The 15835-nt window shown below is 41.8% G+C and carries 14 protein-coding genes; 5 read left to right on the forward strand and 9 right to left on the reverse strand.

Annotated elements, in window-relative coordinates:
• Positions 1–34 precede the first annotated feature (34 nt).
• Positions 35–2188, forward strand: coding sequence for a S9 family peptidase (locus tag P2W82_RS11085; RefSeq protein WP_336515949.1), 2154 nt, complete (start codon positions 35–37; stop codon positions 2186–2188).
• 214 nt (positions 2189–2402) lie between these two features.
• Here the strand turns inward: P2W82_RS11085 and P2W82_RS11090 are convergent, their stop codons facing one another.
• The 8 genes from P2W82_RS11090 to P2W82_RS11125 form a co-directional block, all read right to left on the reverse strand.
• Entirely contained in the window at positions 2403–3854 is a 1452-nt protein-coding gene (locus P2W82_RS11090) for an amidohydrolase (RefSeq protein ID WP_336515950.1), read from the reverse strand.
• A 54-nt stretch (positions 3855–3908) separates the two neighbouring features.
• Complete coding sequence (locus tag P2W82_RS11095; RefSeq protein WP_336515951.1) at positions 3909–4727, reverse strand: SDR family oxidoreductase; 819 nt, start codon at positions 4725–4727, stop codon at positions 3909–3911.
• Between the two features lie 78 nt (positions 4728–4805).
• Positions 4806–5666: a hypothetical protein gene (locus tag P2W82_RS11100; RefSeq protein WP_336515952.1), complete on the reverse strand. Its 861-nt coding sequence runs from the start codon at positions 5664–5666 to the stop codon at positions 4806–4808.
• A 92-nt stretch (positions 5667–5758) separates the two neighbouring features.
• Entirely contained in the window at positions 5759–6748 is a 990-nt protein-coding gene (locus tag P2W82_RS11105; protein ID WP_336515953.1) for an aldo/keto reductase, read from the reverse strand.
• Between the two features lie 318 nt (positions 6749–7066).
• Positions 7067–7645, reverse strand: a complete 579-nt coding sequence (gene lptC / locus P2W82_RS11110) for an LPS export ABC transporter periplasmic protein LptC (protein ID WP_336515954.1) — start codon at positions 7643–7645, stop codon at positions 7067–7069.
• Complete coding sequence (locus tag P2W82_RS11115) at positions 7645–8880, reverse strand: BamG family beta-barrel-assembly machinery protein (RefSeq protein ID WP_336515955.1); 1236 nt, start codon at positions 8878–8880, stop codon at positions 7645–7647. The genes lptC and P2W82_RS11115 overlap by 1 nt, the downstream gene beginning before the upstream one ends.
• A 34-nt stretch (positions 8881–8914) precedes the next feature.
• Positions 8915–9646: a type III pantothenate kinase gene (locus P2W82_RS11120; RefSeq protein ID WP_336515956.1), complete on the reverse strand. Its 732-nt coding sequence runs from the start codon at positions 9644–9646 to the stop codon at positions 8915–8917.
• A 56-nt stretch (positions 9647–9702) separates the two neighbouring features.
• Positions 9703–10419 carry an LON peptidase substrate-binding domain-containing protein gene (locus P2W82_RS11125; RefSeq protein ID WP_336515957.1) on the reverse strand — a complete coding sequence of 239 codons (717 nt, stop codon included), beginning with the start codon at positions 10417–10419 and terminating at the stop codon, positions 9703–9705.
• A gap of 35 nt (positions 10420–10454) precedes the next feature.
• Here P2W82_RS11125 and P2W82_RS11130 point away from each other — a divergent pair, with 35 nt between their 5' ends.
• Together P2W82_RS11130 and meaB are read left to right on the forward strand one after the other, a co-directional pair.
• On the forward strand, positions 10455–11249 hold the full coding sequence (locus P2W82_RS11130; RefSeq protein ID WP_336515958.1) for a glycosyltransferase family 2 protein: 795 nt from the start codon (positions 10455–10457) through the stop codon (positions 11247–11249).
• 38 nt (positions 11250–11287) lie between these two features.
• On the forward strand, positions 11288–12202 hold the full coding sequence (meaB, locus tag P2W82_RS11135) for a methylmalonyl Co-A mutase-associated GTPase MeaB (protein ID WP_336515959.1): 915 nt from the start codon (positions 11288–11290) through the stop codon (positions 12200–12202).
• Here meaB and P2W82_RS11140 read toward each other — a convergent pair.
• Entirely contained in the window at positions 12167–13153 is a 987-nt protein-coding gene (locus tag P2W82_RS11140) for an IS1595 family transposase (protein WP_336515960.1), read from the reverse strand. The genes meaB and P2W82_RS11140 overlap by 36 nt on opposite strands.
• Positions 13154–13248: 95 nt before the next feature.
• Between P2W82_RS11140 and nadB the strand changes: the two genes are divergently transcribed.
• On the forward strand, positions 13249–14847 hold the full coding sequence (gene nadB / locus P2W82_RS11145; protein ID WP_336515961.1) for an L-aspartate oxidase: 1599 nt from the start codon (positions 13249–13251) through the stop codon (positions 14845–14847).
• 21 nt (positions 14848–14868) lie between these two features.
• The gene (locus P2W82_RS11150) at positions 14869–15768 is read left to right on the forward strand and encodes a lysophospholipid acyltransferase family protein (protein WP_336515962.1); all 900 of its coding nucleotides are present in this window, start codon (positions 14869–14871) and stop codon (positions 15766–15768) included.
• Positions 15769–15835 lie beyond the last annotated feature (67 nt).

Genomic DNA, 15835 nt, shown 5'->3' on the forward strand with positions numbered 1-15835 from the left:
TTTCATACCCGGAATACATATTATAATAAGACACATGAGAAAATTTCCATTGTTCGTAGTCGTGGCCCTGCAATTTTTAGCTATAGCAGCAACAGCACAGAAGCGGGAGTTATCAGAAGATCAGTTACTGAAAGGTGCAAGAACCAATATCACTCAGCCACTTCCTCAATCCCTTGGCTGGATCGACGATACTCATTTATTGATCAGTAAGAAATCGCATCCGGATTCAGCATCAAAAATTGTGGTGCTGGATTGTAAAACCGGAAAAGAGTCACCGGGCAATGCTGACATGATCAAAAAACCTGCTGCTCCTTTAAAAGTAGTAAGTGCTAAGTATGATGATATCTATTTAAAAGATGGGGACAAAGAAGAGTTAAGATTGACTTCAACAAAAGAAAAGGAAGCTAATCCTACACTTTCGCCTGATAATAATTATATCGCATTCACGCGTGACAATGACTTATATACGATCAATCTGAATACGAAAAAGGAAACCCGTTTAACCCACGACGGTAGTGATGTAATTCTGAATGGTTACGCCAGCTGGATCTATTTTGAAGAAATACTCGGCAGAGCAACCAGGTATAAATCCTTCTGGTGGAGTCCTGATAGTAAGAAGATAGCGTTTATGCGAATGGATCAGAGCGCGGTTCCGGTGTTTCCTTTATATGCAGAGACTTCGCAGCATGGCCATCTTGAAAACACAAGGTATCCGAAACCTGGCGATCCAAATCCGGAAGTAAAAATTGGATTTGCAAATGCTGATGGAGGTAATATCGTCTGGAGTGACTTTAATGAAAAGGATGATCAGTATTTTGGGATGCCTGTTTGGAAAAGTGATGCGACATCTCTTTTTGTTCAGTGGATGAATCGTGGTCAGGACAACCTCAAAATTTATGCTGTAGATCCTGCGAGTGGTGTCAAAAAGGAGGTGTATGATGAAAAGCAAAAAACCTGGGTTGACCTGGATGAGTCAAGCAGAATTAATTTTCTGACAAAATCATCGTCGTTCATTCTTAAAAGCGACAGAGAAGGTTGGGACAACCTGTATTTGTATTCAAACGATGGCACGCTCAAAAATAAAATTACCAGCGGCAGATTGTGGGAGACAAATGTATTGAAGGTGGATGAAGTCAAAAAGGTAATTTATTTTACAGCAAGACTTGAGAACTCCGCCCGCACTGATTTTTATAAAGTTAATTTCGATGGCAAAGGGCAAACGCGCCTGAGTTTTGGAGATTTTACTCACAGGATCAGTCTTTCTCCTGGAGGAAGTTATTTCACAACTGTTTATTCCAATGTATCTACTCCTGACCGTTATGCACTGCTTGATACAAAGGGTAAGCTGATAAAAGAACTCGGCGATAGTAAAGGTTCAGCTTATACAATGTACGATCTTGCAAAAACAGAAATCGTTCGGGTAAAATCTGCTGATGGACTTTTTGAATTACCAGTAAGAATTATCTGGCCGTCAAACTATAATCCAGCTATTAAATATCCTGTAATGATTAATATTTACGGTGGTCCGAATGCAGGCACTGTAAGAGATGGCTGGCAGTTTAACCCCCAACAACAATGGTACGCAAAAGAAGGGCTGATACAGGTGACAATGGATCATCGGGCAAGCGGACATTTCGGTAAAGAAGGAATCAACTATATGCATCGCAATCTTGGCTATTGGGAAATGACCGACTGGATCGAGATTGTCAAATGGCTCAGAACAAAAGGAGCAGATTCAACACGCGTTGGTATTGGTGGTTTCAGTTATGGTGGCTACGCGACCTGTTATGCACTTACTTATGGTGCAGGCTATTTCACACATGGACTTGCCGGCGGAAGCGTTGTTGACTGGAGTTTGTATGATACACATTACACTGAAAGATTCATGGATACTCCAAAAGAGAATCCGGAAGGATACAAGAGTTCATCTGTACTTACCCATACATCTAAATACCAGGGATTGATCAGGATCTATCATGGTACTATGGATGACAATGTGCATATGCAGAACAGTCTTCAGCTCATTAAAAAATTGCAGGACGAGAAAAAGCATTTCGAGTTCATGCTTTATCCCGGTGGTCGTCATGGCTGGGGCGGAAATCAGCAGTCACATTCTTCCAATGAGAATAATCTTTTCATTTACGAGAATTTGTTGAAAAAGGAAATGCCGGTGAAGATGATGAGGTAGACGCTGAACGTTGAACGTAGAACGTATGCTTTCGCTATTGGAAAAGCAAAAGTGAACGCAAAAAATATTTTAGAAGAAAGAATCCTATTAAGCTGATCATTAGAAGTTCAGCTCAATAGGATCTCTTTTTTGAGTTAACTTCAGGCAAGTGAAGCAGGTTTTGTGCACCTTTGTGCACTTACGTTTAACGTTCAACGTTATACGTTCAACCTTCTTAGTCACGATAGTTTAACGCCGGGGCCCGGTCCCCGAGAAGTGCCTTATACTGATAGTTTCCTTTTGCTTCCAGGAATTCTTTTTTTGCCTTCGCAATTAATGCAGGATTGGTGAGCAAATCAATTGCTGTTGCAGTCAAAGTTTTTGCTGCTACCATCATTCCTTTAATGCCGATATCTGTTCCACCGGAAGCAACCGCCTGCCAGCTGTGTGCAGAGGTTCCGGGTACCCAGGTGGCGGTATTAAAACCTGCTGTTGGTACATTGTAGCTTACGTCTCCCACATCTGTTGAACCCGGACTTGAATTCTGTTCCGCTGTAACTGATTTTATTAAACGTGCTTCTTCGACCTTTGGGGAAGGATATCCGAAACTCTCTCTTATTTTTTCTCCAAAGGCTTTTTCTTCATCAGTATAATCCACTCCACCAATTTTTTGAAGATTATTGTTTACCTCCGCGGTAAGCGTTTTGTTCAGCAGCAGGTCATGTGTTCCGCCGATGATTTCATATTTCATTGTGGTACCGGTTCCGGTTGCTGCACCTTCCGCTGCTTTTTCTATTCTATCAAATAAGCGAACCACTTCCTCTTTATCAGGATGCCTCACATAGTAATAGACTTCGGCATAGTCAGGAACAATGTTTGGTGCTTTGCCTCCATTGGTGATTACATAATGCATGCGTGCAGAAGAGGGAATATGTTCGCGCATCATATTGGTCATGTAGTTCATTGCTTCGACTGCATCAAGAGCTGATCTGCCTTTTTCCGGAGAAGCGGAAGCATGTGCTGAAACACCATAGAATCGAAACTTTGCAGATTTATTTGCAAGGGCACCATCACTATCTGCCCTGTTTTCACTTGCCGGATGCCAGTGAAGCGCAATGTCGACATCTTTAAACAAACCATCCCTAACCATGTACACTTTTCCTGAGCCACCTTCTTCTGCAGGGCATCCGAATATTTTGATCGTGCCTTTAATTCCATTTTTAATCATCAGCTTTTTTAATTCGATACCAGCAGCCACCGATGCTGTACCAAATAAATGATGACCACAACCATGACCGGAATTTCTTCCATCAGCAGGTTTTTTCTCGGGTACGGCTTGCTGTGAGAGCCCGGGAAGCGCATCATATTCTGCAAGAATCCCAATCACAGGACTGCCCTGTCCGTACGTTGCAACAAAAGCAGTCGGAATGCCGGCAACACCTGGTTCTACATTGAATCCCTGTGCCTTCAATTCTTCCTGTAAGAGGGAAGAGCTCTTAACTTCTTTGTATCCTAATTCCGAATAATCCCAGATTTGCAATGCGATCTTTTTGTAATGATCTTTTTCTGCGTTGAGATCATTGAAAGCCTGTGCTTTTAAAGAAGCAACATTAATTTTTACCTGTGCATAAATATTTACTGTAGAGAAACTACAAATTAAAAGAAGACAGAGCCTGAACGATTTCATTTAATTCAGATTTTAAAAATATAAATGCATTATGACAGGCAATAAAAAATGAGACTATAAAAAGAGGTCTGTATACAATTGCGAACCAGGTATTACTGAATATGCACTAAGATCAGTGATGCCCTGTTCTGCAAGCACATTTTCATCGATAAATGAGTTTCCCGTGCATTCAGCAGCGGGTTTTTTTAAAATGAAGAAAGCCGCATCCGCCATAATCTCTGGCTTTCTGCTCATTTTCATCAACATTTCACCACCGGGCAAATTTTGGATAGCTGCAGTTGCAATAATGGTACGTGGCCATAAAGTGTTGGCCGCAACTCCATATTTCTTTAACTCACCAGCAAGTCCAATAGCAATCATTGACATATTATACTTACTCATCGTGTAAGCGGAATGGTTAGTAAACCATTTGTGATCCAGATTGATTGGTGGAGAGAAATTTAAAATATGTGGATTTGAAGCTTTTTTCAAAAATGGTATACAAGCTCTGCTCACAAAATAAGTTCCACGTACATTGATATCAAACATCAGATCAAATCGTTTTGGTTCTGTTGCTTCGACGTTGGTTAAATTAATTGCTGAAGCATTGTTGATAAGTATATCAATCCCGCCGAATACTTCAACAGCCTTATCAACAGCTTCCTGTACCTGATCTTCAAAACGAATATCACAACCAATGGCGAGTGCCTGCCCGCCAGCATCTTTTACTTCTTTTGCAACTGAAAAAACAGAACCTCCCAGTTTCGGATGTTCCTCAGTTGATTTTGCAACAATCACCACATTTGCACCTTCCCTGGCCAGTGTCAACGCAACCGTACGACCAATTCCGCGACTGGCGCCGGTTATAAAAGCCGTTTTTCCTTTGAAAATCATATTCGTATTTGATTGGATTAATTCCGCAAATTCAAGTTAACCAAATATTTTAAATGCTCTCTTCGGATAACGAAATAGCTAAAATGTTTTTCGTCGTAGAATTATCGTTCCATTTTTTCCCTTATCCGAATCGATTGTCACTTCATAGCGTTGGCCATTATCAGTGAATATCAGCAAAGCTGTATTTGGTGGAATACTTCCCATGTTTTCAGCAAACATGATGATCTCATTATCAATTCCCGGTTTTAATCTGATAGAAACTGCCAGCGGATTTGCTGTCAGACGTTGCTTACTTATGATGGGTTCTTTATTCAGGAAAACGCTGATGGTATCATCATCAACAATCCCATTATCATAAAACACCAGCTTCAATGAATCGGAGAAAATCTCCAGGCTTTTCTGCACCTCGATTTTCCTGTTTTGAAAACTTCCGACAGGTGATGTTTGTGCAACGGAAACAGACGGATCCGGTAGTGCAGCTTCGGTTTTCTCAATGATGAATACTCCAGGAAAACACGTGAAGTTTCCGTCATAATATCTTCCATTACCATAGGAACGGTTTCCTATATTCACCCATTTACCTTCAACGACTGTTTTATTACCGGCGACATTTAATTTTCCTGCATATCTTTTTATGCAAAGGCGTTCAGTTCCATAGCTCACATTTTCATCAACAACCGAAGCATCGCTTAAATAAAGAGAATCTCCCGAAATACTGCCATCTACTTTAAATAAATAATATTTTCCGGTAGGTAATACACCTTTAATCGTTCCGGAGAGTGTATTTGCAGTTTGCGTGAGCTCCATTGAGATGGTATAGGACTGGCTTTTATGATCCTGGTAGAGATATCCCGTCCAACTGCCCGCAACATTTTTGCTCTGACAAAAAATTGAAAGCGGAAGAGTGAGCAAAAAAAGTATGCGTAGGAATTTCTGCATCCACTAAAAATAATATTAAATGCCCGACAGTTGTTTCTGAATATGAACGAATCCTGCCGCCGGTCCAGTTTTTAACTGAAGGCTGTACTCCATCAGGCCAGGTCGAGAAATGGTTTATTCTGAAGTATATCTTCAATTTTCTTAAGTACTTCTTCTGTTAAAAGCTTTTCTGTGGCCAACGCTTTGAGATTTTCATCGAGCTGTTCTTTTTTAGTAGCGCCGAGGATAGCTGTAGTAACGTTCGGGTTGTGTATTGTCCATGCAATTGCAAGTGATGCCAACGATACATTTAATTCTTTAGCCAGCGATTGTAATTTTTTCAGTTTGCTGATCTTATCTTCTTTCAGCCAACGTTCTTTCAACCAGTCAAATCCCTTAATTGCAAGACGTGAACCTTCCGGTATCCCATCGAGATATTTACCTGTAAGAAAGCCTGCCGCCAGCGGACTCCAGATGGTCGTTCCCAGCCCGACATTTTTAAAAACAGGCAGGTAGTCCAATTCCATCTTGTGTCTTTCAAACATATTGTATTGTGGCTGTTCCATCGCGGGACCCATCAGGTGGTATTGCTGTGCTACCCGGTGAGCCTCCATAATTTCCGCACCGCTCCACTGGCTGGTGCCCCAGTATAGAATTTTGCCCTGCTGAACCAGGTTATGCATCGTCCAAACTACTTCTTCGATAGGAACTGATTCATCAGGACGATGACAAAAGAAAAGATCCAGATATTCAGATTGCAAACGATTCAATGCTTCGTGACAGGCTTCAAACAGATGCTTTCTACTCAAGCCGGTCTGGTTAGGTTTATTGGCATTTCCACGCCAACCGAAAAAGGCTTTTGAAGAAAGCACGTAGGAACTGCGATCCCAGTTTTTTTTCTTCAACACACGACCCATCATCTTTTCACTTTCTCCTAACGCATATACCTCTGCGTTATCGAAAAAGTTTATTCCCTGTTCGTACGCAATACCCATCAGTTCATCAGCAGTATTGTCTTCGATCTGTTTATGAAAAGTAACCCAGCTTCCGAAGGAGAGCACGCTCAGTTGGAGGCCTGTTTTTCCCATATTACGGTATTGCATCGCGAAAAGTTTGGAGTTAAGTGTTTAAAGTTAAAAGAAAAGTTTTTAGAAAGTTGTGCATGGTGAGTTGTCGGTTGTGAGTTGTCAGAACTGTTGCGGTGCGTCTGTTAAACATCAGGCATCTGGACTCCTCACTGTTTCAGTTTTCAGTTTCTCTTAAAGACGGGAGGCAGGAGATCGGATGGAGGAGATTTAGTGGTTGGTGGGAAGTATCAGGTTATGTTACAGTTCTTCCTGTATTCCGTTTTCTCTTTTTGTTGTGAGTTGTCAGAACTGTTGCAGGCAGTATTTCCAGTTTTCTGTTTTCTGTTTCTGTTCTCACCCGGGAAAATCCTGAGAAGACATCCTTATGATGCTGTTGGTGATCTTATACATTTCAAAAGTTTTGAAATCCTGGGGTGCACTCAAACCTACTCCGATGAGGATCATATCCGGCCGGTGAATACGTACTGGTTTATCAGTGTAAAATTTCTGACCGCCCTGGTCCCACCACAATTCCTGGCAATGGAGTGTATCACCTTTTGTGTTAAATACAGTTACACTATCTTTTAAAAATACCTTATTCTGCGTTTCAAAATAGCGAGCGAAGTGAGCATCAAGCTGGCTTTCGATAGCCAATGAATCGTCAAAGAAATCGACATGTAATGTATTTGGAAGTTCGACTCTTGGTAATGTATCCTGGTAACGGTACATCAACGGGGCAGTAAGTTTCCCCTTCATTTTTCCGCCCTGGCTTAAATAGCTTTCAATATTTTTTGCTTCGTCAACGCCTGTTTTTTTGCTCAGAATTTTATCAACTTCTGTTTTGTCGTTCACACATGAACCGAAAAAGGTGAGTAAGAGGAATAATGATAGTAAAGTCCTGATAAACTTATATGTGGAGGACCTGGAGGTCATTAATCATATTTACGTTTATTAAACCAGATATCACTCAGGTTAAATCCAATGGTAATACGCATGAGGTTTTCGCGTAGCGGCTGGTCCTTATTTCCACGTACACCGTATTCAAAAGCGGTTTGGATCGTGGTATACTGATTATTGTAGTAGTTTCTTTTGAGGGGAAATCCGGCACCAAATGAAAACATGTACTGATCGAATTGCGTTCCGACATCCACATAACTTGGTCCGTAAGAAAATCCGACGCGATAGGCCACTCTGGACCAGTAACTTTTGCTAAGAAGGTCGGGAGTGAGCTGAGCACCAATGCGGAGTGTCCAGGAATTTTTCAATTTATCTTCCTGTCCATAGTAACGATAGTCAGACCATTTCATGGTATTGTATTCAACACCAATCTGCCAGTTGTCTTCTTTTTCGAGGATGATACCTCCGCCATATGACGCCGGGTATATTATTTCCCCCTTTACATCACTCGCGCGGTAAATACTATCAATGACCACCGGTCCGTTCACTCCGTTTTCATACGTCTGCCTGGTAATATCTCTTGTCGCATTCAGCTTATGTTGAAGACTGCCGTTGAGGCCCAGGCGAACGAACATACTTTTACCCACCGGGATTGTCCATTGAAGACCCGCAGTTGCAAATAATCCTCCGAACCTGGTGGTGTCAGAAGAGTTTGTTTTTTTATAGGGAATTGTATCATTTATAAACTGAACTCTCGTGGTGTACTCTTTATTTCCGAACAGGTAACCGGCGTTAAGCCCAACAGTGAAGTTTTTCCATCCAAAACCTGTACCCAGGTAAGCCTGGTAAGAACCACCGTTTCCCACATAATTATAAAACACGCTATCGATCCCCTGCAAGCGGGTCCGTGTGCCCAGATTATAGTTGATCCTGGACATTGGACGAAGACCGATATTCATTCCCCAATGTCCTTTTTTAGTCAGTGGCACACCGATTTGAACATAGGAAGGAATAAGGTATTGAGATTTAAATTTTTGTGGTGGCTCAGATGTACGAAGTGTACGTGAAGTATAATCAAGACCGATATCCAGTGTCACTACCTTTAAAGAAGCGTACGATGCCGGATTTATAAAGTTTACCGACTGAAGATCGCGATAAGGACTCGCTAAGCCTCCCATGCCCCGCGCAACGATGTTGTAGGATGGCAATACGTCACCCAAACCGTACCGGGAATAGGGAGAATTCTCCTGTGCCTGTACATTTTTAGTCAATATAATTGAAAAAACTAAAGCAGAAAGTATTGTACTACAAGTGGTTATTCGTCTCACTGATCGCATACAGGCCTTTAAATAAAAAATCAGGGTCTGCAAATATCTTATTTTTAAGGTGACGGGCAAAAAAGGCTCCATCACCCCCGGTTAACACCACGTTAAAGTTCCCATATCTCTCCTTGTAACTATCTATCATTCCGTCTATTTCCTTAGCCATTCCAAGAATCACGCCGCTCAATATGTTTGTGCGGGTATCATATCCGACGAGTGGAAAGTTCCAGTCTTTTTTAACCAATGGTAATAAGGCCGTGTATTCATGCAATGACCGGAAACGCATTTCAGTGCCGGGTGAAATTCCGCCACCAAGGAACTGATCATATTGATTTATGAAATTGTAAGTGATGGCAGTACCCAGTCCGACGATCAGGTTATTTTTCTTAGGATAGTAATGAACAGCTGCTGCGCCAAGCGCAAGTCTGTCCGCACCGACAGTCTCGGGTTTCCCAACAGGTACCGTAAATGGCAACTTTGTCAGATGGGAAAGTTTGTGAAACTGTGTCGTTGACATCAGTATCGATTCCAGCTCATCTTCATGTTTGATGACTGACGAAAGAATTGATTTTTCAGGTTTATATTTTTCAAGGACAAGCCTGATTGCTTCTATTGGGTCGTTTTCCAGCACCACCACTTCCTGTAATGTATCACCTTCAAACACCCCGCATTTCTGACGGGTATTGCCAAAATCGAGACAAATCGTTTTAATCAAAATCCGGGATTTTCAAATTGCGATGCAAAATATCCGTAAACAGGAGAGAAGTCAAATTATTTTTCGTCACCGAAATCGAATTCAAAGCTGCTGAGGTTCCTGAAATGGCCATTCAGTTTTACTTTTTCTTTCAATGATTCCATTTGAGCAACTACCGGAAGAACTTTTTGCAAATGGCGGCGGAGATATTCCTGCCGGTGCAACTCTTTCAAAAGGCCAAGCAATTCATATTCTTCATCAATGGACAGACCAGCATGATGAGCAATGTCGTAGGCTCCTAATTCATCATCACTTTTAGAAAACGATTTGGAAACATTCAGCATTTTATGTAGTTCGCGTACGGCATCGACCACTTTTCGCATCAGGTCGCGGTTGCCACGTGTATCGTTATCAGGATAGTTGACAATTGCGCCACTATATAGTTTATCGGGTATCTCCGGAATCGTTTCAAGAATTCTGAATACATGAATGCCACGTGTACGGATATCCAATTCACCATTATCATATGTCTTTACAATCTCGCTGAGTTCAACAAGTGTTCCCAATTCCGAAATTTTGTTGTTGATAACGGTTGGAATTCCAAATGGTTTTTTTGCTGCGTTGCATTCAGCAATCAGCTGTTTATATCTTGGTTCAAAAATGTGCAGGTTGAGATCTTCTCCAGGATACACCACAATTGCCAATGGAAAGATGGGAATGAAATTGGTCATTATTGTAATGTTAGCTATTTTTTGCGAAATCGTTGTCTGCTGATTCGTCAGCTCAAAAATCATAGTTTTCCTATCTTCGGAATCGTCAAGCGCGATCTATGCAAAGGCTGTCGGTAGTGTTGATCACCCTGAATGAAGAAAAAAATATAGCGCGATGTTTAGCCAGTGTGCAAAACATCGCGGATGAGATTGTTTTGGTCGATTCAGGTTCAAGTGATCAAACAATTCCTATTGCATTAAAATATGGTGCCCGCGTAATTAATCAACCGTTCCAGGGGTATATCGAACAGAAAAACATTGCTTTATCAGCGGCAGATGGCGAGTATATCTTATCGCTGGATGGAGATGAAGTGTTGAGCCCGGAACTTGAAGATTCCATCAGGCAAGAAAAACAAGCCGGCTTTTCAGCGGACGCTTATGAAATGAACCGCAGAAACTGGTTTATTGATCAGTGGATTGTACATGGTACCTGGTATCCGGATACAAAACTCAGGTTGATAAGAAAAGGTTGTGCAAGCTGGGGAGGTACTAATCCACACGACAAACTTATTCCGTTAAAAGGTAAAAAAGTGCAGCACCTCAAGGGTGATATTTTACATTACACTTTTAACACAATGGATGATTATGTGAGTCAGCTGAATAAGTTCAGCAGCATCTCGGCCAAATCAATGTTTGAAAAAGGGCGAAGAGCAAGCCTGATGAATTTAATCATTAATCCTGCTGTGGCATTTATGAAGAGTTATATTATCAACGGTGGATTCAAGGACGGCTTTAACGGATACGTGATTGCCAGGCAAACTGCCAATCTTACTTTTTTAAAGTATGCTAAATTACTCCAGATACAGAAAAAAAACAGTGGTGCTCAGAAAGCTGAAGTCAGACTTACACATTGAAATAGATTTTACTTGCATGAAGTTTAAATTGATCGCCAATGCATGAATTGTTGCTTGAAAAGGCGATTACCGGTGATCGAAAAAGTATTGCCAGGTGCATCAGTTTGATTGAAAATGAATCCGAGGGTTATGAAGAACTTTTACATGCTTTACCTGAATTAAAAGAGCAACATGTTATTGGTGTTACTGGTCCACCAGGTGCAGGGAAGAGCACTTTAGTGGATGGGATGATTAAACAATGGGTTGACAAAAAGAAAAAAGTTGCAGTGATCTGTGTAGATCCTTCATCGGCTTTTCATCAGGGGGCTTTGCTTGGTGACAGGATCAGGATGAGTAATTGGTTCGATAACGAAAATGTTTATATCAGGTCCCTGGCAACACGTGGTTCACTGGGGGGATTGAATGCGGCCGTACTGGAGATATTATTATTACTGAATGCGTGTCCCTTTGACCTGGTTATAATAGAAACGGTGGGTGTTGGTCAGAGCGAGGTCGATATTGCAAAACTGGCAGATGTAACGGTAGTGGTGCTGGTGCCGGAGGGTGGTGATGAGATTCAGACCATGAAAGCGGGGCTGATGGAGATTGCGGATATATTTGTAATAAATAAGAGTGATCGGCCCGGGGCTGATCTGTTAATGAAAAACCTGATGGAGATGAGTGCGCCGGTGTTTAGCCGGAAAGAAGAGAGGGTGGCGGTGGTGAAAACGATAGCATCGCAACAGGAAGGGATAGCCGAATTGGTCAAAGAGATTGAAGTGATATTGGAAAAGCCGGTGGATCATCAGAAGAAAGCAGAGCTGTACGCATCGAGGGCATGGCAGTTAATACAGAAGAGGAGGATGAGGGATTTGTCGTATGGGAAGTTGGTGGAGGATGTAAGGGAGAGAATGAAGGGAGGGGGGTGGAGGTTTTATTCATGGGTGGATAGCTTTGCTCCGGGAAGGGATTAACCATTTAGGCCGCGAAGGCTTGTGAAAATAAGGCTGCTCAAACATAATCCGCTCGAGGATAATGTGCATAACCTGGCTTAATCGCTCGCGATGATTAAACCGAAAGAAAAATTCATTTAAATATCCCATCAGGAATCGCTCCGAACAATGATGATGAATGCCATTCAACCAATTGTGCAAATTCATAATTATAATATCTCCGAAATTTTTTACACGATAATATTTTCCCGATTTCTTTTGCCGCTGCGATAAATTATCGATTAGAGTATCATGATTTTTCAATTTTCTTTTCCTGATATTATGCAAGCATGCGAGTGAATTTAAGTCCGATGTAGATTTATCGGAATTATTTATAACTGTTGCGTTTCCCAAAATTCGCCTGTCATTATCAGAGTAGAATACAATCTTCACATTCTGAAAAGAAGTGTATTCCTTCGAAGCGCCATCCTTTTTTGTTCCTGAAATAATGACATCATGAACTTCAAATTCATTGGGTAGATAGGCGTGTGACTTCGGATCTTTCATAGCTTCCTGTAATTTTCTTTTAAACAACCAGGCAGTCGTTTGCCGGATCCCAAATTTTTTACCCAGTTCAAGAGTCGACATACCTTTTTTCCTGACACAGACAGTAAAGGCAATTCCAAAGGCTTTCACCAATGGAAATTTTATCTTGTGAAAAAGTGTGCCCGCTGTTACAGATTCATCGTAGTCGCATAATCTGCATCGCAAATGAAAAACAGTCTCTCCTTTATAATACCGTGTATGATTACACTTCCTGCATTGATATCCGATACCCCATTTGATTTGAAATAAATATTTTCTGCAATCCTCATCTGTTGCAAATTTCTTGTTGAATTGATTAATTGATAACCCACGAAACATACTCCTGTTATTTGCGATAAATCTCGCCTGTTCGCCGGGATTAAAAATGTTGTAAACCTCATAAACCATCTGTTTTTTTCTCCTGCGGGGCCTAAATGGATAGTCCGGATGAGGACACTGGCTCATCCGCCATTTCCTTCCTATCTTGCACTCTATTTCATTTTATGACTACAGACTTCCTCGTTATCGGCTCCGGAATAGCCGGCCTCACCTTCGCGTTAAAAGTTGCGCAGGACTTCCCCGATAAAAAAATTACGGTGCTTACAAAAACTACTGCTGACGAAACAAATACCAAATACGCGCAAGGCGGTATAGCAGCCGTCTGGGATGATGAAGTGGACCACTTTGATAAACATATTGAAGATACACTTATCGCGGGCGACGGTCTTTGCAATCCGAAAATTGTTGAGATTGTTGTTAAGGAGGGACCTGAACGTGTACGTGAAATTATCGAGTGGGGCGCTCGCTTTGATAAAGATCCTGATGGTGAATACGCGCTCGGCAAAGAAGGGGGACATAGTGAATTCAGGATATTACATTATAAAGATGTGACAGGCAAAGAAATGGAACGCGCGCTGGTGGAAGCTGTCAGGAAAAAACCGAATATCGAAGTGCTTAGTCATTGGTTCGTTGTGGATTTGATTACACAACACCACCTTGGCTACCTGGTTATGAAGTCCACTCCCGATGTAGAATGTTACGGTGTATATGCATTAAACCTGCATACTATGCAGATGGAAAAGATTATAGCTGCTAAAACTTTGCTGGCGACAGGTGGTAACGGCCAGATATACCGTACCACTACTAACCCAATAATTGCGACCGGCGATGGAGTTGCTATGGTATACCGCGCAAAAGGACGTATCGAGAATATGGAGTTTATTCAGTTCCATCCGACAGCATTGTACGAGCCTAACGTCAAAGGGTATTCGTTCCTGATAACTGAGGCGGTGCGTGGTGACGGCGGTATTCTTCGTAATAATAAAGGAGAAGCCTTTATGGATAAATATGATGAGCGAAAGGATCTTGCTCCACGCGATATTGTTGCAAGGGCGATAGACAGTGAAATGAAAATTAATGGTACAGAGCATGTGTGGCTTGACTGTACACATATGGATAAAGAAAAATTCATTCATCATTTCCCCAACATTTATGAAAAATGCAAATCGATTGGAATTGATGTGATGAAGCAAATGATACCGGTTGCACCGGCAGCCCATTATAGTTGTGGTGGAATAAAGACCGATGAAATGGGTCGCACTACCATAAGAAATCTTTATGCTGCAGGAGAATGTTCGTCAACAGGTCTGCATGGTGCAAATCGCCTGGCGAGTAATTCGTTGCTTGAAGCGATGGTGTTTGCGCATCGCTGTTACCTTGATGTGGTTGAACATGCTGCAGATTTAAAAGTAAATGATCGAATTCCCGACTGGAATGCAGAAGGCACGACGGCACCGAGGGAAATGATCCTTATCACACAAAGTCTGAAAGAACTTCAATTATTAATGACCGACTACGTGGGTATAGTGAGAACCAATACGCGTCTGGAACGTGCCAGCAGAAGGCTCGATCTTCTTCATGAAGAGACAGAACAGTTGTACCAGGAAACAGAAGTTTCACCGCAACTCTGTCAGCTGCGGAATATGATTACCGTTTCCTACCTGGTGGTTAAAGGCGCCCAGTTCAGGAAGGAAAGTCGCGGGCTGCATTTTAATACGGATTATCCTTATAAATTGGAGCTGGTACAGAATATTGTGTTATGATGACGGGATACAAATTTTGAGATGATGTATTACCTGGTATACGGCCTGCTTTTCATTTTTTCATTGTTGCCCAATTTTATTCTTTATGGCATAGGTGATTTTGTAGCATTTCTTCTCTATCATGTTTTTACCTACAGGAAAGAAGTTGTGATGGAAAATCTCGCTATTGCTTTTCCTGAAAAATCCCTTTCCGAAAAAAAAGCAATTGCCCGTAAATTTTACAGGAACCTGGTGGAGTCGTTTATGGAAACGATAATTTTTTTGAGCGCAAGCGAGAGGCGCCTTGAAAAAATGTTCCAGGGAAATCTAAACATCCTGAACGAACTCGCCGGCCATGTTTCAAAAATTCAATTACACACACTGCATCAGTTCAACTGGGAGGTATTGAATCTTGCTGCAGCCCCACGTTTAAGAAGAGATTTTCTTGTCGTGTATATGCCGATAGTAAATAAAGTGGTCGAAAGGCTTTTTATCAAACTGCGGACAAGATTTGGAACTAAACTGATCAGTGCACATCATTTCAGAAGGGATTTTCAAAAATATCAAAACGAAGGCTATGTGCTTGCTCTTGTTGCAGATCAAAGCCCCGGTTCCGCAAAGCATGCGTACTGGCTCAATTTTTTTGGAAAGCCGACACCTTTTGTAACCGGGCCAGAAAAAAGTGCTCTATTTAATAAAACTGCCGTAGTGTTTGCTGAGATGATCAGGATAAAGCGAGGAGTATATTCTGCTTCCTACGAGGTGTTGACAGAAAATGCGGATGGTTATCCCAAAGGTGAAATCACCTGGCGATATGTACGATTCTGTGAAGAAGCGATAAGGCGCGCTCCTGATAATTATCTCTGGAGTCACCGCCGATGGAAACATCAGTATAAAGCTGCATATACAAACAATGCGCTTGAACTCCTGGAAGAAGATTAGACCTTCCCGTCAATGGCTAATTCCCTGAGCGTTGTGGATGCAGAATTTCTTGCAGCTGAGTCCGGGA

Origin of the sequence: Pollutibacter soli (assembly GCA_029269725.1) — a bacterium.
Taxonomy (GTDB): Bacteria; Bacteroidota; Bacteroidia; order Chitinophagales; family Chitinophagaceae; genus Pollutibacter; species Pollutibacter soli.

Excerpts from the sequence above, each read along its gene's own strand:
- P2W82_RS11085 (WP_336515949.1), top strand. The coding sequence starts at position 35 with ATGAGAAAATTTCCATTGTTCGTAGTCGTGGCCCTGCAATTTTTAGCT.
- P2W82_RS11090 (WP_336515950.1), bottom strand. The coding sequence starts at position 3,854 with ATGAAATCGTTCAGGCTCTGTCTTCTTTTAATTTGTAGTTTCTCTACA.
- P2W82_RS11095 (WP_336515951.1), bottom strand. The coding sequence starts at position 4,727 with ATGATTTTCAAAGGAAAAACGGCTTTTATAACCGGCGCCAGTCGCGGA.
- P2W82_RS11100 (WP_336515952.1), bottom strand. The coding sequence starts at position 5,666 with ATGCAGAAATTCCTACGCATACTTTTTTTGCTCACTCTTCCGCTTTCA.
- P2W82_RS11105 (WP_336515953.1), bottom strand. The coding sequence starts at position 6,748 with ATGCAATACCGTAATATGGGAAAAACAGGCCTCCAACTGAGCGTGCTC.
- lptC (WP_336515954.1), bottom strand. The coding sequence starts at position 7,645 with ATGACCTCCAGGTCCTCCACATATAAGTTTATCAGGACTTTACTATCA.
- P2W82_RS11125 (WP_336515957.1), bottom strand. The coding sequence starts at position 10,419 with ATGATTTTTGAGCTGACGAATCAGCAGACAACGATTTCGCAAAAAATA.
- P2W82_RS11130 (WP_336515958.1), top strand. The coding sequence starts at position 10,455 with ATGCAAAGGCTGTCGGTAGTGTTGATCACCCTGAATGAAGAAAAAAAT.
- meaB (WP_336515959.1), top strand. The coding sequence starts at position 11,288 with ATGCATGAATTGTTGCTTGAAAAGGCGATTACCGGTGATCGAAAAAGT.
- P2W82_RS11140 (WP_336515960.1), bottom strand. The coding sequence starts at position 13,153 with ATGGTTTATGAGGTTTACAACATTTTTAATCCCGGCGAACAGGCGAGA.
- nadB (WP_336515961.1), top strand. The coding sequence starts at position 13,249 with ATGACTACAGACTTCCTCGTTATCGGCTCCGGAATAGCCGGCCTCACC.
- P2W82_RS11150 (WP_336515962.1), top strand. The coding sequence starts at position 14,869 with ATGATGTATTACCTGGTATACGGCCTGCTTTTCATTTTTTCATTGTTG.